At 64.6% G+C, this 15,765-nt stretch carries 12 protein-coding genes and 1 tRNA gene; 7 read left to right on the plus strand and 6 right to left on the minus strand.

What is annotated here, in order from left to right:
• Positions 1-78: 78 nt before the first annotated feature.
• Positions 79-1,428, minus strand: a complete 1,350-nt coding sequence (locus HV711_RS14020) for an ATP-binding protein (RefSeq protein WP_035477698.1) — start codon at positions 1,426-1,428, stop codon at positions 79-81.
• 44 nt (positions 1,429-1,472) lie between these two features.
• A complete protein-coding gene (ompR, locus tag HV711_RS14025) occupies positions 1,473-2,207 on the minus strand; it encodes an osmolarity response regulator transcription factor OmpR (protein WP_006048917.1) in 735 nt (244 codons plus the stop codon).
• Positions 2,208-2,436: 229 nt separating this feature from the next.
• On the opposite strand from ompR, the gene HV711_RS14030 reads away from it, so the two are divergent.
• A complete protein-coding gene (locus HV711_RS14030) occupies positions 2,437-2,763 on the plus strand; it encodes a hypothetical protein (RefSeq protein WP_013588375.1) in 327 nt (108 codons plus the stop codon).
• A 45-nt stretch (positions 2,764-2,808) separates the two neighbouring features.
• On the opposite strand, the gene HV711_RS14035 is transcribed toward HV711_RS14030, so the two are convergent.
• Positions 2,809-3,645 (minus strand): squalene/phytoene synthase family protein, encoded by an 837-nt coding sequence (locus HV711_RS14035; protein ID WP_013588374.1) that lies wholly within the window; start codon positions 3,643-3,645, stop codon positions 2,809-2,811.
• A 229-nt stretch (positions 3,646-3,874) separates the two neighbouring features.
• Between HV711_RS14035 and HV711_RS14040 the strand changes: the two genes are divergently transcribed.
• A tRNA-Leu gene (locus HV711_RS14040) sits at positions 3,875-3,961 on the plus strand.
• 91 nt (positions 3,962-4,052) lie between these two features.
• Here the strand turns inward: HV711_RS14040 and HV711_RS14045 are convergent.
• The gene (locus HV711_RS14045; protein WP_035477696.1) at positions 4,053-4,340 is read right to left on the minus strand and encodes a hypothetical protein; all 288 of its coding nucleotides are present in this window, start codon (positions 4,338-4,340) and stop codon (positions 4,053-4,055) included.
• A gap of 514 nt (positions 4,341-4,854) precedes the next feature.
• On the opposite strand from HV711_RS14045, the gene HV711_RS14050 reads away from it, so the two are divergent.
• Positions 4,855-8,247 (plus strand): DUF2339 domain-containing protein, encoded by a 3,393-nt coding sequence (locus tag HV711_RS14050; RefSeq protein ID WP_035477695.1) that lies wholly within the window; start codon positions 4,855-4,857, stop codon positions 8,245-8,247.
• Positions 8,244-9,800 (plus strand): DUF3999 domain-containing protein, encoded by a 1,557-nt coding sequence (locus tag HV711_RS14055; RefSeq protein WP_035477693.1) that lies wholly within the window; start codon positions 8,244-8,246, stop codon positions 9,798-9,800. Before HV711_RS14050 ends, HV711_RS14055 begins: the two co-directional genes overlap by 4 nt.
• Positions 9,801-9,944: 144 nt before the next feature.
• On the opposite strand, the gene HV711_RS14060 is transcribed toward HV711_RS14055, so the two are convergent.
• A complete protein-coding gene (locus HV711_RS14060) occupies positions 9,945-10,397 on the minus strand; it encodes a MarR family winged helix-turn-helix transcriptional regulator (protein WP_035477692.1) in 453 nt (150 codons plus the stop codon).
• 64 nt (positions 10,398-10,461) lie between these two features.
• Positions 10,462-11,607 (minus strand): glycerate kinase, encoded by a 1,146-nt coding sequence (locus HV711_RS14065; protein ID WP_013588369.1) that lies wholly within the window; start codon positions 11,605-11,607, stop codon positions 10,462-10,464.
• 454 nt (positions 11,608-12,061) lie between these two features.
• Here HV711_RS14065 and tig point away from each other — a divergent pair, with 454 nt between their 5' ends.
• From tig to clpX, 3 genes are all read left to right on the plus strand, one after another.
• Positions 12,062-13,408: a trigger factor gene (gene tig / locus HV711_RS14070; protein ID WP_035477691.1), complete on the plus strand. Its 1,347-nt coding sequence runs from the start codon at positions 12,062-12,064 to the stop codon at positions 13,406-13,408.
• A 223-nt stretch (positions 13,409-13,631) separates the two neighbouring features.
• On the plus strand, positions 13,632-14,285 hold the full coding sequence (gene clpP / locus HV711_RS14075) for an ATP-dependent Clp endopeptidase proteolytic subunit ClpP (protein WP_006048927.1): 654 nt from the start codon (positions 13,632-13,634) through the stop codon (positions 14,283-14,285).
• 180 nt (positions 14,286-14,465) lie between these two features.
• Complete coding sequence (gene clpX / locus HV711_RS14080; protein ID WP_013339179.1) at positions 14,466-15,737, plus strand: ATP-dependent Clp protease ATP-binding subunit ClpX; 1,272 nt, start codon at positions 14,466-14,468, stop codon at positions 15,735-15,737.
• Positions 15,738-15,765: the final 28 nt, after the last annotated feature.

Here is a 15,765-nt window from a genome sequence, read left to right on the forward strand (position 1 = left end):
TTATTCAACGGAGCGGGCATCCGCGGTGCGGGCATCCGGCTGCGGATGCGATGCGGCGCACTGCGCCGCCGATGCGGCTCACGCGCCCTTGGCGAGCGGGAATTCGATGGTGACTTCGAGGCCCGGTCCCGGCGTTCTGTTACGCAGGCGCAGCGCGCCGCGATAACGCCCGACGAGCCGCTGCACGATGGCCATGCCGAGACCGGTGCCGTTCGCCTGCGTGCGCGCGGAATTGACACGATAGAACGGGCGTGTGACGAGCGCGAGTTGGTCTTCCGGAATGCCGGGGCCTTCGTCGACCACCGACAACTCGACGCGCGAGTGCGACACGCGCGTCTCCAGAATGACGTTCGGGATGCCGTCGCCGTCGCTCAGACCGTACTTGCGCGCGTTTTCCAGCAGATTGCCGACGACCCGCCGCATGTCGGTCTCGTCCGCCTCGATCACCGCCGAGGGCGCGAGGCGCGTGATGAGCCGCATGCTGTCTTCGCTTTGCATGCGCGCGGCGAGTTCGCTCGCGATCACGGACAGATCGACCGGCTCCGGCACGCGTTGCACCGGGCGCGCGTAGTCGAGGAACCGGCCGATGATCATGTCCATCTGCTCGATGTCGTCGACCATGGCGTCTTTCGTGCTCTGGTCGGACGGACTCATTTCCGTTTCGAGCCGCAGCCGCGCGAGCGGCGTGCGCAGGTCATGCGAGATACCCGCGAGCATCAGCGCGCGGTCGGCTTCCAGTTGCTCGAGGTCGCGCACCATCTGGTTGAAACTGCGATTGGTTTCGGCGGCTACGCCCATGCCGCGCTCGGGCAGCGGTTCGGGCGACTGCCCCGAGCCGACCTTGCGCGCGGCCATTGCGAGGCGGGCGAACGGCCGGTTCACGAGACTCGTGATGAAGGCCGCGCCGAAGAGCGACAGCGCGAGCGCGAACACGCCCCAGCCGGCCCACTGCAGACCTGTCGCGTTGTCGAGCTGATCGCGGTCGAGCGCAACCCAATAGTCGTCGTCGTCGATCTTGAAGCTGATCCAGACGCCGGGGATATCGTTCACGCTTTGCGCGATCACGGTGTCGTCGCCGAGACGGCCGCGAATGTCATGTTCGATCAGCCGGTTCAGCGACTCGTCGGGCTGCAGCTTGAACTTGTCGGTGGTTTCGCGCGGATACACGCGCACCCCTTCATTGCTTTCCAGGTCCTGCAGCAGGGCGCGCCGCAAGTCGGGATCGGAATAGAGGAGTGCGGTGCGCGTGAGCTTGACGATGGCGACGAGTTGCAGCGCCACGCGCTGTGCGCGCGGCTCGCGTTCGATCACCCGGAAGCTCTGGAACCAGGCAGCGAGACTGACCGCGATCAACAGCGCGATCAGCAGAAAGGTCCGCCAGAAAAGGCCGCCGAACGCGAGCGTCAGGAGGCGCCGGTCGATCCGCATGGGCCCTTCTTATCTGAAAACAAAAGCAGGAGGTGTGAACAAACTCAGGCTGCGCCGTCGGGAATGAACACGTAGCCAAGACCCCACACCGTCTGGATGAAGCGCGGGCTGCCCGGGTCCGGTTCGATGAGCTTGCGCAGACGCGAGATCTGCACGTCGAGGCTGCGGTCGAACACTTCATACTCGCGGCCGCGCGCCAGTTCCATCAACTTCTCGCGCGACAGCGGCTGGCGCGGATGACGCGCAAACACCTTGAGCACCGAGAACTCGCCCGTGGTCAGCGGAATTTCCTGGCCGGCCTTGGTGAGCGTGCGGGTCGCGAGATTGAGCGCGAACTCGCCGAACTCGAAAACTTCGGTCGTTTCGGACGGCGCGCCCGGCAACTCCGACGGCGACTGACGGCGCAGCACCGCGTGGATCCGGGCGACCAGTTCGCGCGGATTGAATGGCTTCGGCAGATAGTCGTCGGCGCCCATTTCCAGGCCGACGATACGGTCGACGTCTTCGCCCTTCGCGGTGAGCATGATGATCGGCGTGCGGTCATTGCTGCCGCGCAAACGCCGGCAGATGGACAGGCCGTCTTCGCCCGGCAGCATGAGGTCGAGCACTAGCAGATCGAAGCGCTCACGCACCCACAGCTTGTTCATGGACGGCGCGTTTTCGGCCACATACACGTTGAAGCCCTGTTCGCCGAGGTAGCGGCGCAGCAGATCGCGCAGGCGCGGATCGTCGTCGACGACGAGAATTTTCGAAGGGTTTTTGGTTTCCATGGTCGGCATCTTAGCGCGATTAGAAAGTAGTGCGCGGTTGCATCATTTATCGAGTTACAGTCAGTTACAAAATTTACCCGGCCTGTGGCACGGCGTAAAGCGGCGACAGTTAGACTCCTTTACTGAATGCGGCTGTTCGGTGGATACTTCACTCGACTAAAACCCACGCGCCCGGCTCGTTACCGGGTTTGTCACACGCATTTGAGGTAGCCGGTTGCCGCGCCACGAAGGGAACAACATGAAGGGAGGGGTTTGGCCGAATGTGCGCCTGAGCGTGATTGCACTGGCGGTTGCCGGTACGCTCGCAGGCACGTTGGGACCAACGCTCGCCCACGCCCAGCCTTCTGCCGACAGAGCTGCGAGCGAGCGCGCGCCCAGGCCCGGCACTTCAAAGGCAAACCGTCACAACTCCAGCACCGAGCGGCCGGCATCAGACGTGATGTTGCGCACCGCGGTTCCCCCCGATCTCGATCAGCGCCGTCGCGACGGACATATGACGCCGGACGAGCGTCGTTTGCTGAGGCAGCATATCGAAGACGCCGTGCGCGAGCTGTATAAGCGGTAAGCGCAGCACGGCGGCGCCCGCTGTCGTCTGCTGTCGTCCGCTATGTTATCTGGCGCGCCAGGCAATCCAGAGCTTGCGGATCGGCGTCAATGCAATGCGTTGATGCAGCACGTGATAACCGTCGCGCTCTATTTCCTCGAGCAACGCTAACGCGAGCGCGCCCTGCGCAAGCAGCGTACGCTGCGAGCGGCGCTCGCGTCCCGGCACCGCAGCGAGCGCGGCATGCAAGGCATCGCGCGCGCGCTTCGTCTGAAAGCGCATGAGCTCCGTGAACGCATCGGTATATTTTCGATTGATCAGGTCCGCGGCTGTCACATTGAAGCGCTGCATTTCGTCAATAGGGATGTAGATGCGGCCGTGGCGCGCATCGTTGCCCGTTTCCACCACGAGCTGCGCGAGCAGCAACGCGTCACCCAAGGGCGCAGACCAGGCCGGCGCCTGCGTGCCGTCTGTCGGCACGGCCTTGCTCGCCGCGCGCGCCACCAGCCCCGCGAACGTGCCGCCCACCGTCTGCACATAGCGTCGCAGGTTCGGGTAATCGAGGTAGCGCGCCTGGTCGAGATCCATCTCGAAACCGCTCAGCAGTGCCTGCAATGCCGGGTATTCGGCTTTCACGTCGGGCAGCGTGGCGGTGAGCGCTTTCGAAACCGGGTGCGTGGGCGCGCCCGAAGCGAGCGCGCCCAGTTCGTTTTGCCACCAGGCGAGCTTCGTGCGGCCAATGGCGGGGTCGCTGACTTCCTTAACCGTTTCCTCGAACTCGCGGCGCAGTGCGTACAGTGCGGTCAGGCGCGGTTGACTGGCTGCGGGCGCCTGGCGGAGCGCATAGTAAATGCTCGATCCTGGCGGCGCCGCTTTTTGCTGGCAATATTCGTCGAAATTCACGGCTTGGAATGTGGGGAAGGGCGGGCGATGAGCGCACGGCGTGCATGCGCGAAGCCGAAAATTGTAGCATCGGCGCAGGCGCCGCAGACGTGCGGCCGCATGCGTGGCAGTTGCAGACAAGCGCGAATCAATGCGTTAGAATCTCGCGCTTACGCTTTTGGGCGCGTACCTTCGGACGCCGCGCAGAGCATGCAGGACATCGGGCGAGATGCACAACGCTTGCCCGGCTGCGAGGGTGGCGAAATTGGTAGACGCACCAGGTTTAGGTCCTGACGCCCGCAAGGGTGTAGGGGTTCGAGTCCCCTCCCTCGCACCATTCATCTGTAGCGAAAAACCCCGTAAAGTCATTGGACTCGCGGGGTTTTTTGTTTGGCGGGCCCTCATCGCGCCCGTATCGCGAAGCTTGCTCAGGGTTGCGGCGCGGGCGGCGTGTCGGCGCCGCCGGGCAGGTCGGCCTGCGCGGCGCCTTCGAGAAAGCGCCGGGTCGATTCGAACGCCTGCAACATCTGATCGGGCCACGGCGTTTGAAGCATGACCGCCTGATGGTTTTCGAATGCCGACGACAACAGCTTCGCCAGTTCCGGCGAGCGCAGATGGCGCAGCAGCACGCTGACCGCAATCGCCGTCGCCTGGCTCGCGCCGGCCGTCTGGAGTTCCGAGGCGGTCAGCGCCGCGACCTGTTTGTTGATGTCCACTGAAACTTCCCTGAATAGATTGGATGACTGGAGTGGTGCGCCGCGCGGGTCGACGACCGCCCATAAAGCCGGGCCCGGGCCTGCTGCGGCGGGTCTCGAATTTTGACACGGTTGGCATGTCGGTGCGAAGGCAGTGGCGCGATCAAAGAAACGTAACGCCCGCATAATCGCGTGCCGTTCGCTCAAGTCATTGTTCCGGTAATAGCCGTTTGTGCCCACTTTGATTCGGCAGGCGATCCGGCGGATCCGCTCGATTAATCGGCGCGCATTAGTCGCATAATGGCCGATGACACGCCAGCAGTTGTCGACGGACGCGCGGCAAGACCGTATTTCAATTGGCGTCATTGCCGCCCGTTATGAGCTTCGAGCGGAGTGTCGCTCGAAAAGCCCGCGGCGCATGCTATTGTGCGCGCCGATTTGCGCTGCTTGCGACTGCGGTATTCGCGAATAGTCCGTGCGGGAGCGCCTTGCGATCAAACGATATCGCCGCACAAGACAATAAAAGAGGGTTGCGATGAGCGTGATATTTACCGTGCTGGGCGCTGTGGTCGGGCTGCTGGTTTCCTTGTCGAACGATATTCCGCTGGGGTATGGCGCATTCTTCGGCGCGGTGGCGGGGTTCGCGCTCGCACGCCTGCGCAGCAGAAAGTCGGCGAATGCCGCGCATCGGTCAGTGTCGACGCGTGGCGAATCGGATGCGCGTCGCGATCTCGCGAGCCGCGTCGAGTGGCTGGAGCGGGAGGTCGTTGCACTGCGCGGCGAGATTCGACAGTTGCGCGAAGCCGCGGGTATCGCTTCGGCAGACGGCGACGCGCCCGCGGCAGCGGCAGCAGCGCCGCCCGATCACGCTGCTGGCTTCGCGACGGTTCCCGACGCGGCTTTCGCGGCCGCCAGCAGCCATCCCTATGCCATCCCGCCGCAGGCGCCCGTCGAACTGCAGGCGCCAGTCGAACTGCAGGCGAGCGCGTCGGCAGCGCATGCATCCGCAAGCGTGGAGGCCGACGCATCGACTGACACTGATCGGCGAATTGAAGCCGGAACGTCGGCCGTGACGCCCGTCGCCACGCCGGCCCGCGCCGGGACCGCCGAGACTGTCGAAGCGCCCCAAGTCGCGCCTGCGCCCGCACCGCCGCGCGGCCCGGGCGTCGTCGAGCGCCTTGTCAAAGCAGGCCGCGACTGGCTCTTCGGCGGCAATACGGTGGTGCGCGTCGGCATGGTCGTGCTGTTCTTCGGCATCGCCTTCCTGCTCAAATATGCGGCCGACAACAGCCTCCTGCCGATCGAATTCCGGCTCGCCGGTGCCGCTCTGGCAGCGACGGCCTTGCTCGTGCTCGGCTGGCGTATCGGCGAGCGCCGCGGCGCGTACGGACTCGTGCTGCAGGGCGGCGGCGTCGGCGCGCTGTACCTGACCGTCTTCGCGGCAACCCGGCTGTACCCTCTGCTGCCCGCCGCCGCAGCCTTGCCGCTGATGATCGCGACCTGCGCCCTGAGCGCCTTTCTCGCCGTGCGTCAGAACGCGCCTTCGCTCGCGTTCATGGGCAGCGCCGGGGGCTTTCTCGCGCCGCTCCTGCTGTCTACAGGCGGCGGGAGTCATGTGATGCTGTTCAGCTATTACGCGCTGCTGAACGCGGGCATCTTCGCGATCGCGTGGTTCAAGGCGTGGCGCCCGCTGAATCTGCTCGGCTTCGTCTTCACGTTTTCGATCGGCGCGGCGTGGGGCGCGACGGCCTACCGCCCCGAACTGCTCCGCAGCACTGAGCCGTTTCTGATTCTCTTCTTCGTCATGTACGTGGGCATCGCGCTGCTTTACGCGGTGCGCCGTGAACTGACGCTTAAGCATTACGTCGACGGCACGCTCGTGTTCGGCACGCCGCTCGTCGCAATCGGCCTGCAGGCCGCGCTGATGAGAAACATCGAGTTCGGGCTCGCGTGGAGCGCCGTCGCGCTTGCGCTCTTCTATCTGGCGATAGCGGGTTGGCTTGCCCCGCGCCGCGCACGCCTTGGCATGCTGTTCGACTCGATGTTCGCGCTCGCCGTGATCTTCGCCACGCTCGCCGTGCCGCTCGCGTTCGCCGGGCCGACGACGAGCGCAACGTGGGCCGTCGAAGGCGCCGCGCTAGTGTGGCTCGCCGTGCGGCAACGGCGCCTTGTCGCACTCGCTTTCGGCTTGCTCATGCAACTGGCCGCTGCGGGCGCGTTTGCCGTCGGCAGCATCGTGCCGGCCGGTGATGCGGCCGCGCTGCCGGTGCTGAACGGCGCGTATCTGGCGACGGTGCTGATGGCCCTGGCCGGCGTCTTCACCGGATGGCGTTTGCATGGCCGCAGCGAAGCGGGCGACTGGCATGCCTCGCTGCCGCAACTCGGCGTGGTTGCGAGCCTGTGGGGGCTCGCGTGGTGGGTGGCGGGCGGACTCAATGAGATTCACGCGTACGTGCACAGCTTCGTGCCAAACGACCGTGAGCGTGTCGGCGCGGCACTGGCCGCGCTCTTTGCCGCGCTGAGCGCGTGGCTCGCTCATGGCGCGCGCCGCAAGCTGCGCTGGCCGCTCGCCGAATGGCCGGCGCTTCTACTCGTGCCTGTGCTGGCTGCGCTTACCGTCGGCCTTTTCGCCTTGGACATGAAGCCGGTCAGCGGCTATGGCTGGCTGGTCTGTCTGCTGGTCGCTGTGTCCGCCTACACGCTGCTATGGTGTCAGCAGCGGGAGGTCGGCGATCGCCTTCTTGCGCCGCTGCACACGCTGATGTTCTGGAGCGCCGGCGCGCTCGCCGCGCTCGAAGGCTACTGGGCGTTGCATGCCTACGTACCCGAAGGCGCGTGGAGCTGGAGCGCGTGGGCGTACGGCTTTGGCGCGTTGCTGTTGCTTCTGGCGGGCGCCGGGCAGCGTTTGCGCTGGCCCGTGGCGCGCTTCAAGCGCGCGTATCAGGTGTGGGCCGCGGCACCGCTCGCCGCGCTGCTGTGGGCGTGGAGCATCGCGAGCGTGACGAGCGACGGCAGCGCCGCGCCGCTTTTCTGGCTGCCGATTGTGAATCCGCTCGACGTGGCTCAAATCCTCGTGTTCGTGGCCGGCGCAGTGTGGCTGCGCCGGCTTCGCGCGCTCGGCGTGCAGTGGCATCCGCGCGCGCTCGATTACGCGGTGCTGGCCACCGTGTTCCTGTGGTTCAATGCGTTGCTGCTTCGCACGCTGCATCATCATTTCGGTGCGGCGTACGATATGGCGGCGGTGCTGGCGTCGTTCGGGCTGCAGCAGGTTTTCCTCGTCGGCTGGAGCGCGTTTGCATTTGCCGGCTTGTGGCTCGCGCGGCGCGACAGCATCGTGCGGCTGTGCGCGATTGCTTCGACACCGCTCGTGCTCGTGATGTGGCTCTGGACGTTCTACGCGAATCTGACGCAGGACGGCGGCGCGTCGGCGCGCCTGCCGTTGCTCAATCCGTTCGATCTCGTGCAGGCCGTGATCTTCGCGGTGGCCGCGCTCTGGCTCGTGCGCGTGCACCGTCTCGGCGTGCCGCTCGACGACTACCGGCTGCCGCTGCAGGTCGCGGCCGGCGCAACCGCTTTCATCTGGTTGAACGCGATGCTGCTGCGCACGCTGCATCATTGGATCGGCGTGCCCTACGAGTTCGAACAGATGTCGCAGTCGATGCTGGTGCAGGCGTCGGTCTCGGTCTTCTGGACGCTGTGCGCGCTCGCGACGATGATCTGGGCGACGCGGCGCGCGAGCCGGATCCTCTGGTTCATCGGCGGCGCGTTGCTCGGCGCGACCGTCGTCAAGCTGTTCCTGTTCGACCTGTCGCACGTGAGCGGCATCGAGCGGATCGTATCGTTTATCGGTATCGGACTGATGTTGCTGCTGATCGGCTACTTCTCGCCGTTGCCGCCCAAGCTGATGGTCGGGGAAACTGAACAATGAAGCATCTTCTGAAGGTGACGGGCTGGTGTGTCGCGCTCGTGTCCGCCTATGCCGCGGCGCCTGCCTGCGCCGAAGATTTCGCGCGGCGCTTTGCGCTCCAGCTCGACGAGGGCGCCGCCTACTACAGCGTGACGGTGCCGGCCGCGGTCTATGCCGCGAGCCAGCGCAACGATCTCGGCGACCTGCGCATCTTCAACGGCGCAGGCGAGCCCGTGCCGTACTCGCTCGAGGCGCCGCGCGAGCCGGCCCGCACGCCGCCGTCGCTGCATCCGGTCAGATGGTTCCCACTGCGGCCCGCTCCCGCGGGCCAGGCCGGCGCGCCGCTCGGCGTGACGATCGCCGCCGACGGCTCGCTGCGCGCAACCGCCGCGCCGCCCGGACGCGCGCAGCACGACACCGATCTGATCGACGCCGGCGCGGCGTCGCATGAGGGCCGCGCGAGCGCGCTGCTGGTTCATCTGCGCGACGACAATTACCAGGGGCGCGTGTCGGTCGAATCGAGCGACGATCTGCGCAACTGGCAACCCGCCGGCGACGCTCAACTGCTCAAGGTCAGCTACAACGGCAGCACGCTGAGCCAGGATCGCATCGAACTGAACGGCGCCCACGCGCGCTATTTGCGGCTGCACTGGCTTGACGGCGCACCGTTTCTGGAATCGATCGACGTGGAAGTGCAGGCGGCCGGCGCGGGGCGCGCGCAGCTCGCCGACAGCCGGCGCCAATGGCGCGAAGGCATCGTCGCGCAGGCGGGACCGAAGGCGGGCGAGTATTTCTTTTCGACGGGCGGCCCGTATCCCGTCGACCGCTTGCGGCTCGATTTGCCGCAGCCGAACACGGTGGCGCCCGCGGTCGTCTATTCGCGCGGCGAGCTGGGCGGCGCGTGGCGCGAGGTGTCGAGCGCGACGCTCTTTCGCCTGCATAACGGAGCGGTCGAACAGAACAGTCCTTCTTTGCAATTGACGCCTGATACGGACCGTCACTGGCGGGTGGTTGTCGATACGCGCAACGGCGGGCTCGGCAGCGGCACGCTGACCGTCGCGGCGGGATGGCAGCCGGCGACGCTGACTTTCGTCGCGCGCGGGTCGGCGCCTTTTACGCTCGGTGTGGGCAGTGCGTCAGCGGTGTCGACGGCCGTGGGCCTCGACGAGTTGCTGATGGGCGCGTCGTCCGTCATTGCGACGGCGCGCGTGGGAGAGGCGCTCGCGCTTGCACAGAACGGCAACGGGCTCGCGCAGGCCAATGCGGACGCTTACCGCCGCTATGTGCTGTGGGCCGCGTTGTTGCTGGCCGTCGGCTCGCTCGGGGTGATTGCATGGCGTCTTGCGCGAAGCGTGTCGCATCGCGTGCCGGCTGGCGACGGGTCCGGCGCGTCGGGCGTGTCGAGTGTGTCCGGGGCGATGGCGAGCGGCCCTGGCGAGACGGCGGCTGGGGCAACCGATGCAGTCCGCACTGCGAGTGCCGCGCCGCAGAACGCAGCGGCCGGTGGTACGGCGAGTGGGGCGAGTGCGGCGGGTGCAACACCAGCCGGACCTCAGCGCGACGGCAGCGACTGAACTGTATGCGCGCACAACCAACAGTGCGCGTCATGATGTGTTGATGAGCGAAGCATTGATCGCCGAACGCCGGCGCCGCCAGTCATGTTTCCGCTCGCACGCCTCGATTTCCAGTTCTCTTCGATGCCGTTATGCAGCCGCGCTTTACGCGTCGCCTCCGGTCATGGCTGCGATGACCTTATCGAGCGCCTCGCCTAGCGCGCGCTTTTCCTTTTCGTCCAGAGAATCGAACAGATCGCCGTTCCACTTGCGCGCGATCGGCATCACCTTGCGATAGAGCGCGCGGCCCTCGGCAGTGAGCGAGACGAGCACCACGCGGCCGTCTTCTGCGCTCGCTTCGCGTTTGACGAGTCCCTGCCGGATCAGACCTTCGGCGGCGCGACTCGCCTGGCTCTTGTCGAGATTGGCATGCCTTGCGAGCTCCATGATCGAAAACGGTCCGAACGATCCCACCGAGGCGATCACGCGAGCTTCCGGCAATGTCACGCCGAGCTTGTCCTGGTAACGCTCGCTGATACCGCGCTCAGCAAGCTTGTTGAGTACATGCAGACGATAGGTGAGGAGCTGTTCCAGGCCAGCTTTGGCGGAGTCCTTCATGGTCTTCCCGTGATGAGTGGCGCGGTTGTGGCGCTGTGATTGTTGCCGCAACCATGCCGCCGGGTCAACGCGCGCCGTATTTCAAACGCGTCAGTTGTTCGGCCTCATCCGCCAGGAGTCGCGCGGCGTCGCGAATCGCGAATTCAAGGGTGATCGGCCCGGGCGCCGGCGAGAAGCAGCCACTGAAATAGTCGGCAAGACGCGGCAGTGCGGCGGAGTCCACGGCGCCCGAAAGCAGCGTGGCCGGCACGCCTGCCGCCTGCGCATGACGGCAGGCAATGAAGGGTGCCTTGCCGTGCAGCGTTTGCACGTCGGAGCGTCCTTCGCCGGTAATGAGCCAGTTCGCGCCCGCGAGCGCCGCGTCGAGGCCGATCTGCCGCGCGACCGTTTCCGCGCCCGGCTCGAACTGTGCACCGAGCAAGTGCAGCGCGAAGCCGAGGCCACCTGCGGCACCCGCGCCGGGCAGCTCCCGCGCCGTGCGCCCGAGTGCTGCTTCGAGCAGATCCGCATAGCGGGCGAGGGCGGCGTCGATCGTCGCGACCTGGTCCGGCTTAACGCCTTTTTGCGGACCGAAAACAGCGGTTGCGCCGTGCTCGCCCGTCAGCGGATTGTCCACATCGGACATGCCGATGAAGTGCGCATCGGCGAGCCGCGCGTCGAGCTGCGACACGTCCACGCGCGCAACGCGCGCGAGCTGTTCGGGCGTGGGCTCGATCTCGTTGTCTTGGGCGTCGAACAGTTTCACGCCGAGACCTGCGAGCAGGCCCGCGCCGCCGTCATTGGTGCTGCTGCCGCCGAGCGCCACGAAGAAGCGCCGCACGCCGGCGTCGAGCAGCGCGCCGATGGCTTCGCCCATGCCGCGCGTGCTGCGCGCCTCGACCGGGACGCCCATTCCGACCGGGTCTGTAATGCCGACGACCTCCGCGGTTTCCACGATCGCGCTGCCGTCGGCGAGCACGCCCGCGAGCGCGTCCCGCACCGGGCCGGCCGCGCCCCGCACGCTCAGCGTGCGGCGCTCGCCGCCGCGCGTCAGCATGGCGTCGAGCGTGCCTTCGCCGCCGTCCGCCATCGGGCAGATGCGGACTTCGGCGTCCGGGCGGGCGCGCCGTACACCCGACGCGATCGCCTGTGCGACCTGCTCGGCGCTGAGCGAACCTTTGAAGGAATCGGGGGCGATGACGACGACAGGCGTGGACGGCGAATTCGGCATGATGTCTCTGAATGGTTGGAGTCGTGGCGAGAGGCGAAGCGGCCGGCGGTTAAAGCCGATGCGGCCGATACGGCCGATGCGGCGCGGCTGCGAGCGCGTTCGCTAGCTTATCAGCATGCCCACGCTGGCCCAATATGTCGAACGGCATAGCCGGCATCGTCATGTCTCGCGACGCATGCGGCAGGCGTTGCAAGGCAACGTGCGGCGAAATTGTCCGGGAAACGCAAAACCGCCAGAAAAACGGCCGGGAAACGCGTCTGAATGGGCCTGAATAGCGATAAAAACGCGCGCAGCCATCGAATCCCGGCTAGCTGCGCAAATAGTTTGCTAAAATATTCGGCTCTTTGGACCCAACCGTGCTGCCGGCGGCCTGCAAGCCCGCGGCGCAGGCGCGCAAAAGCGGCACGGAGAAGATAACTGAATTCGCTCGAATAATTTTAGGACGATTGAAGCCATGGCTAACGTTGTTGAAAACCTCGGCAAGCTCGAACGCCGCGTAACGATTTCCCTGCCGAAGGACGCCGTGCAGAAGGAAGTGGATTCGCGTATCCGTCAACTCGCGAAGAACGTGCGCATGCCGGGTTTCCGCCCGGGCAAGGTGCCGCTCAAGATGGTGACGCAACAGTATTCGGGCCAGGTGGAAGCGGAAGTGCTGAGCGACAAGGTCGGCAAGGAATTCTTCGACATCAGCCGCACCGAAAACCTGCGCGTCGCCGGCCAGCCGAGCTTCGCGCCGAAGACCGACGCCGCTGAAGGCGCCTACGCGTTCGACGCGACCTTCGAGGTGTATCCGGAAGTGAAGCTGGGCGACGTCGCCACGGCTGAAATCGAGCGCACCACGACGACCATCAGCGAAGCGGAAATCGACCGCACGTTGGAAATCCTGCGCAAGCAGCGCGTGCACTACCACGCTCGCGGCGAAGCCGGCGAGCACGGCGACGGCGGTGCGGACACGGCGGCGAACGAAGGCGATCGCGTCACGGTCGACTTCGTCGGCAAGATCGACGGCGAAGCGTTCCAGGGCGGCAGCGCCGAAGACTTCGTGTTCGTGCTGGGCGAAGGCCGCATGCTGCCCGAATTCGAAAAGGCAGCCGCGGGCCTGAAGGTCGGCGAGTCGAAGGAATTCGACCTCGCGTTCCCGGCCGACTATCACGGCAAGGAAGTGGCCGGCAAGACGGCGCAATTCACAATCACGATGAAGAAGATCGAGTGGCCGCATCTGCCGGAAATCGACGCCGAATTCGCGAAGTCGCTCGGCATTGAAGACGGCGATCTGACCAAAATGCGCGCCGAAATCAAAGACAACCTGGAGCGCGAAGCGAAGCGCCGCACTCAGGCTATCGTCAAGAACCAGGTCATGGACGCGCTCCTGAAGATCTCGGAACTCGACGTGCCGAACGCGCTGATCGAACAGGATCAGGAGCGCCTCGTCGCCATGGCGCGTCAGGATCTGGAGCAGCGCGGCGTGCCGAACGCTAAAGATGCGCCGATTCCTGCCGCTATGTTCAAGGAGCAGGCCGAGCGTCGCGTCAAGCTGGGTCTCGTTCTGGCCGAGCTCGTGAAGGCGAACAACCTGCAGGCAAAGCCCGAACAGATCCGTGCGGAAGTCGACGAATTCGCGAAAAGCTACGAAGACCCGAAGGAAGTCGTCCGCTGGTATTATTCGAACCAGCAACGCCTTGCTGAAATGGAAGCGTATGTCGTTGAAGCCAACGTCGTCGAATTCGTGCTGAGCAAGGCCAAGGTGACGGACAAGGAAGTGAGCTTCGAAGAACTGGCAAGCGCAACGGCGCAAGCGTAAGCGTCGCTGCAACGGCGTGCCGGCTGTCGGAGCGACGGCCCGCACGCCGTTTTTTTGTTCTGTGTTCTTACGCCGCGCGCTTGTGTCACTCATTTGTGTCACTCATTTGTGTCACTCATTTGTGTCACGTTTTGCGCGGTTTATGTGCACTTGAATACGGGCTGGTCGACCACACCTGTCTAGCATCGAATATCTAGAATATTTCCAGACAAGGATCCATTGCATGACCTTTCGCGCCCAAATGCTGGACACGTTGACCTCCCAGTCGTCCCGGGATCTCGAAGCGCAGGCGCTCGGACTGGTGCCGATCGTCGTGGAAACGAGCGGCCGGGGCGAGCGCTCGTACGACATCTACTCGCGTCTTCTGAAGGAACGCATCGTGTTCCTGGTCGGCGAGGTGAACGATCAGACGGCCAATCTCGTCGTCGCGCAGATGCTGTTCCTCGAAAGCGAAAATCCCGACAAAGACATCTATTTCTATATCAACAGCCCGGGCGGTTCGGTGTCGGCCGGCATGGCGATCTACGATACGATGCAGTTCATCAAGCCGGACGTGTCCACGCTGTGCATGGGGCTCGCGGCCAGCATGGGCGCGTTTCTGCTGGCGGCGGGCGCGAAGGGCAAGCGCTTTGCGCTGCCCAATTCGCGCGTGATGATTCACCAGCCGCTTGGCGGCGCACGCGGCCAGGCGTCGGATATCGAAATCCAGGCGCGCGAAATCCTGTATTTGAAGGAACGGCTGAATCATCTGCTCGCGCACCATACCGGCCAGCCTGTCGAGCGCATTGCGCGCGACACCGACCGCGACAACTTCATGTCCGGCGATGACGCCCAGGCCTACGGTCTCGTCGATCAGGTGGCGCACAAGCGTCCTTGATCGGCTACGGGTTTGCGCTAAATCGGGGCAAATCCGTCGCCGGGTCGGTTGTGAAATAATCAGGAGTCGTCCGAGCGCCTGCGGCAAACGCCGTCATCTTGCTCAGCCCGGCCGCGCCCAACTGCGTGGCTGGGGCAAACGGCGTATCATGTAATGGAGTGTCCGGAGGCTCACACATCTATGGCGGACAAAAAAGGTTCTAACAGCGAAAAGCTGTTGTATTGCTCGTTTTGCGGCAAGAGCCAGCATGAAGTCAAAAAACTGATTGCCGGCCCGTCGGTGTTCATCTGTGATGAATGTATCGACCTGTGCAACGAAATCATTCGCGACGAAGCGGCGGGTGCGGGTATCGAGGCGGGCTTGTCCAAGTCCGATCTGCCGGGTCCGCAGGAAATTCGTGAAATCCTCGACCAGTATGTGATCGGTCAGGAACGCGCGAAGAAAATTCTCGCCGTCGCGGTGTACAACCACTACAAGCGCCTGAAGCATCTCGACAAGAAGGACGAGATCGAGCTGTCCAAGAGCAACATCCTGCTGATCGGTCCGACCGGTTCCGGCAAGACGCTGCTTGCGCAAACGCTCGCGCGTCTTCTGAACGTTCCCTTTGTCATTGCGGACGCAACCACGCTGACGGAAGCGGGTTATGTCGGCGAAGACGTCGAGAACATCATTCAGAAGCTGCTGCAGAACTGTAATTACGAAGTGGACAAGGCCCAGCGCGGCATTGTCTATATCGACGAAATCGACAAGATCAGCCGCAAGTCCGACAACCCGTCCATCACGCGCGACGTGTCGGGCGAGGGCGTGCAACAGGCGCTGCTAAAGCTGGTCGAAGGCACGATGGCGTCGGTGCCGCCGCAGGGCGGCCGCAAGCATCCGAATCAGGACTTCATCCAGGTCGACACCACCAACATTCTGTTCATTTGCGGTGGCGCGTTCGACGGCCTTGAAAAAGTCATCGTCGATCGTACGGAAAAGACCGGCATCGGCTTCGGCGCGAGCGTGAAGAGCAAGCAGGACCGCGACGCGGGCGAGGTGCTGCGCGAAGTGGAACCGGAAGACCTGATCAAATTCGGCCTGATTCCCGAACTGATCGGCCGTCTGCCGGTGGTGGCCACGCTCGGCAAGCTCGACGAAGCCGCATTGATGAAAATCCTCGTCGAACCGAAGAATGCGCTCGTGAAGCAATATCACAAGCTGTTCAACATGGAACGCGTCGAACTGGAAATTCGCCCGGCAGCGCTGCAGGCAGTGGCGCGCAAGGCGATCCGCCGCAAGACCGGCGCGCGCGGGCTGCGCTCCATCCTGGAACAGGCGTTGCTTGACGTCATGTACGACCTGCCGCAAATGAAAGGTGTCAGCAAGGTCATTATTGACGACAATGTGATCGACGGCGACGGCAAACCCTTACTGATCTATGAAGACGCGCCCAAAGTCGCGGGTTCGAACTGATCGGCTTTCGGGTGCAGCAAAAAGCCGT

The sequence above is a fragment of the Paraburkholderia phenoliruptrix genome (genome assembly GCF_902859825.1).
Lineage (GTDB): Bacteria > Pseudomonadota > Gammaproteobacteria > Burkholderiales > Burkholderiaceae > Paraburkholderia > Paraburkholderia phenoliruptrix.

Coding starts and splice junctions, on each gene's coding strand:
- HV711_RS14020 (WP_035477698.1), bottom strand. CDS start 1,428: ATGCGGATCGACCGGCGCCTCCTGACGCTCGCGTTCGGCGGCCTTTTC.
- ompR (WP_006048917.1), bottom strand. CDS start 2,207: ATGCCGACCATGGAAACCAAAAACCCTTCGAAAATTCTCGTCGTCGAC.
- HV711_RS14030 (WP_013588375.1), top strand. CDS start 2,437: ATGAAGGGAGGGGTTTGGCCGAATGTGCGCCTGAGCGTGATTGCACTG.
- HV711_RS14050 (WP_035477695.1), top strand. CDS start 4,855: ATGAGCGTGATATTTACCGTGCTGGGCGCTGTGGTCGGGCTGCTGGTT.
- HV711_RS14055 (WP_035477693.1), top strand. CDS start 8,244: ATGAAGCATCTTCTGAAGGTGACGGGCTGGTGTGTCGCGCTCGTGTCC.
- HV711_RS14060 (WP_035477692.1), bottom strand. CDS start 10,397: ATGAAGGACTCCGCCAAAGCTGGCCTGGAACAGCTCCTCACCTATCGT.
- HV711_RS14065 (WP_013588369.1), bottom strand. CDS start 11,607: ATGCCGAATTCGCCGTCCACGCCTGTCGTCGTCATCGCCCCCGATTCC.
- tig (WP_035477691.1), top strand. CDS start 12,062: ATGGCTAACGTTGTTGAAAACCTCGGCAAGCTCGAACGCCGCGTAACG.
- clpP (WP_006048927.1), top strand. CDS start 13,632: ATGACCTTTCGCGCCCAAATGCTGGACACGTTGACCTCCCAGTCGTCC.
- clpX (WP_013339179.1), top strand. CDS start 14,466: ATGGCGGACAAAAAAGGTTCTAACAGCGAAAAGCTGTTGTATTGCTCG.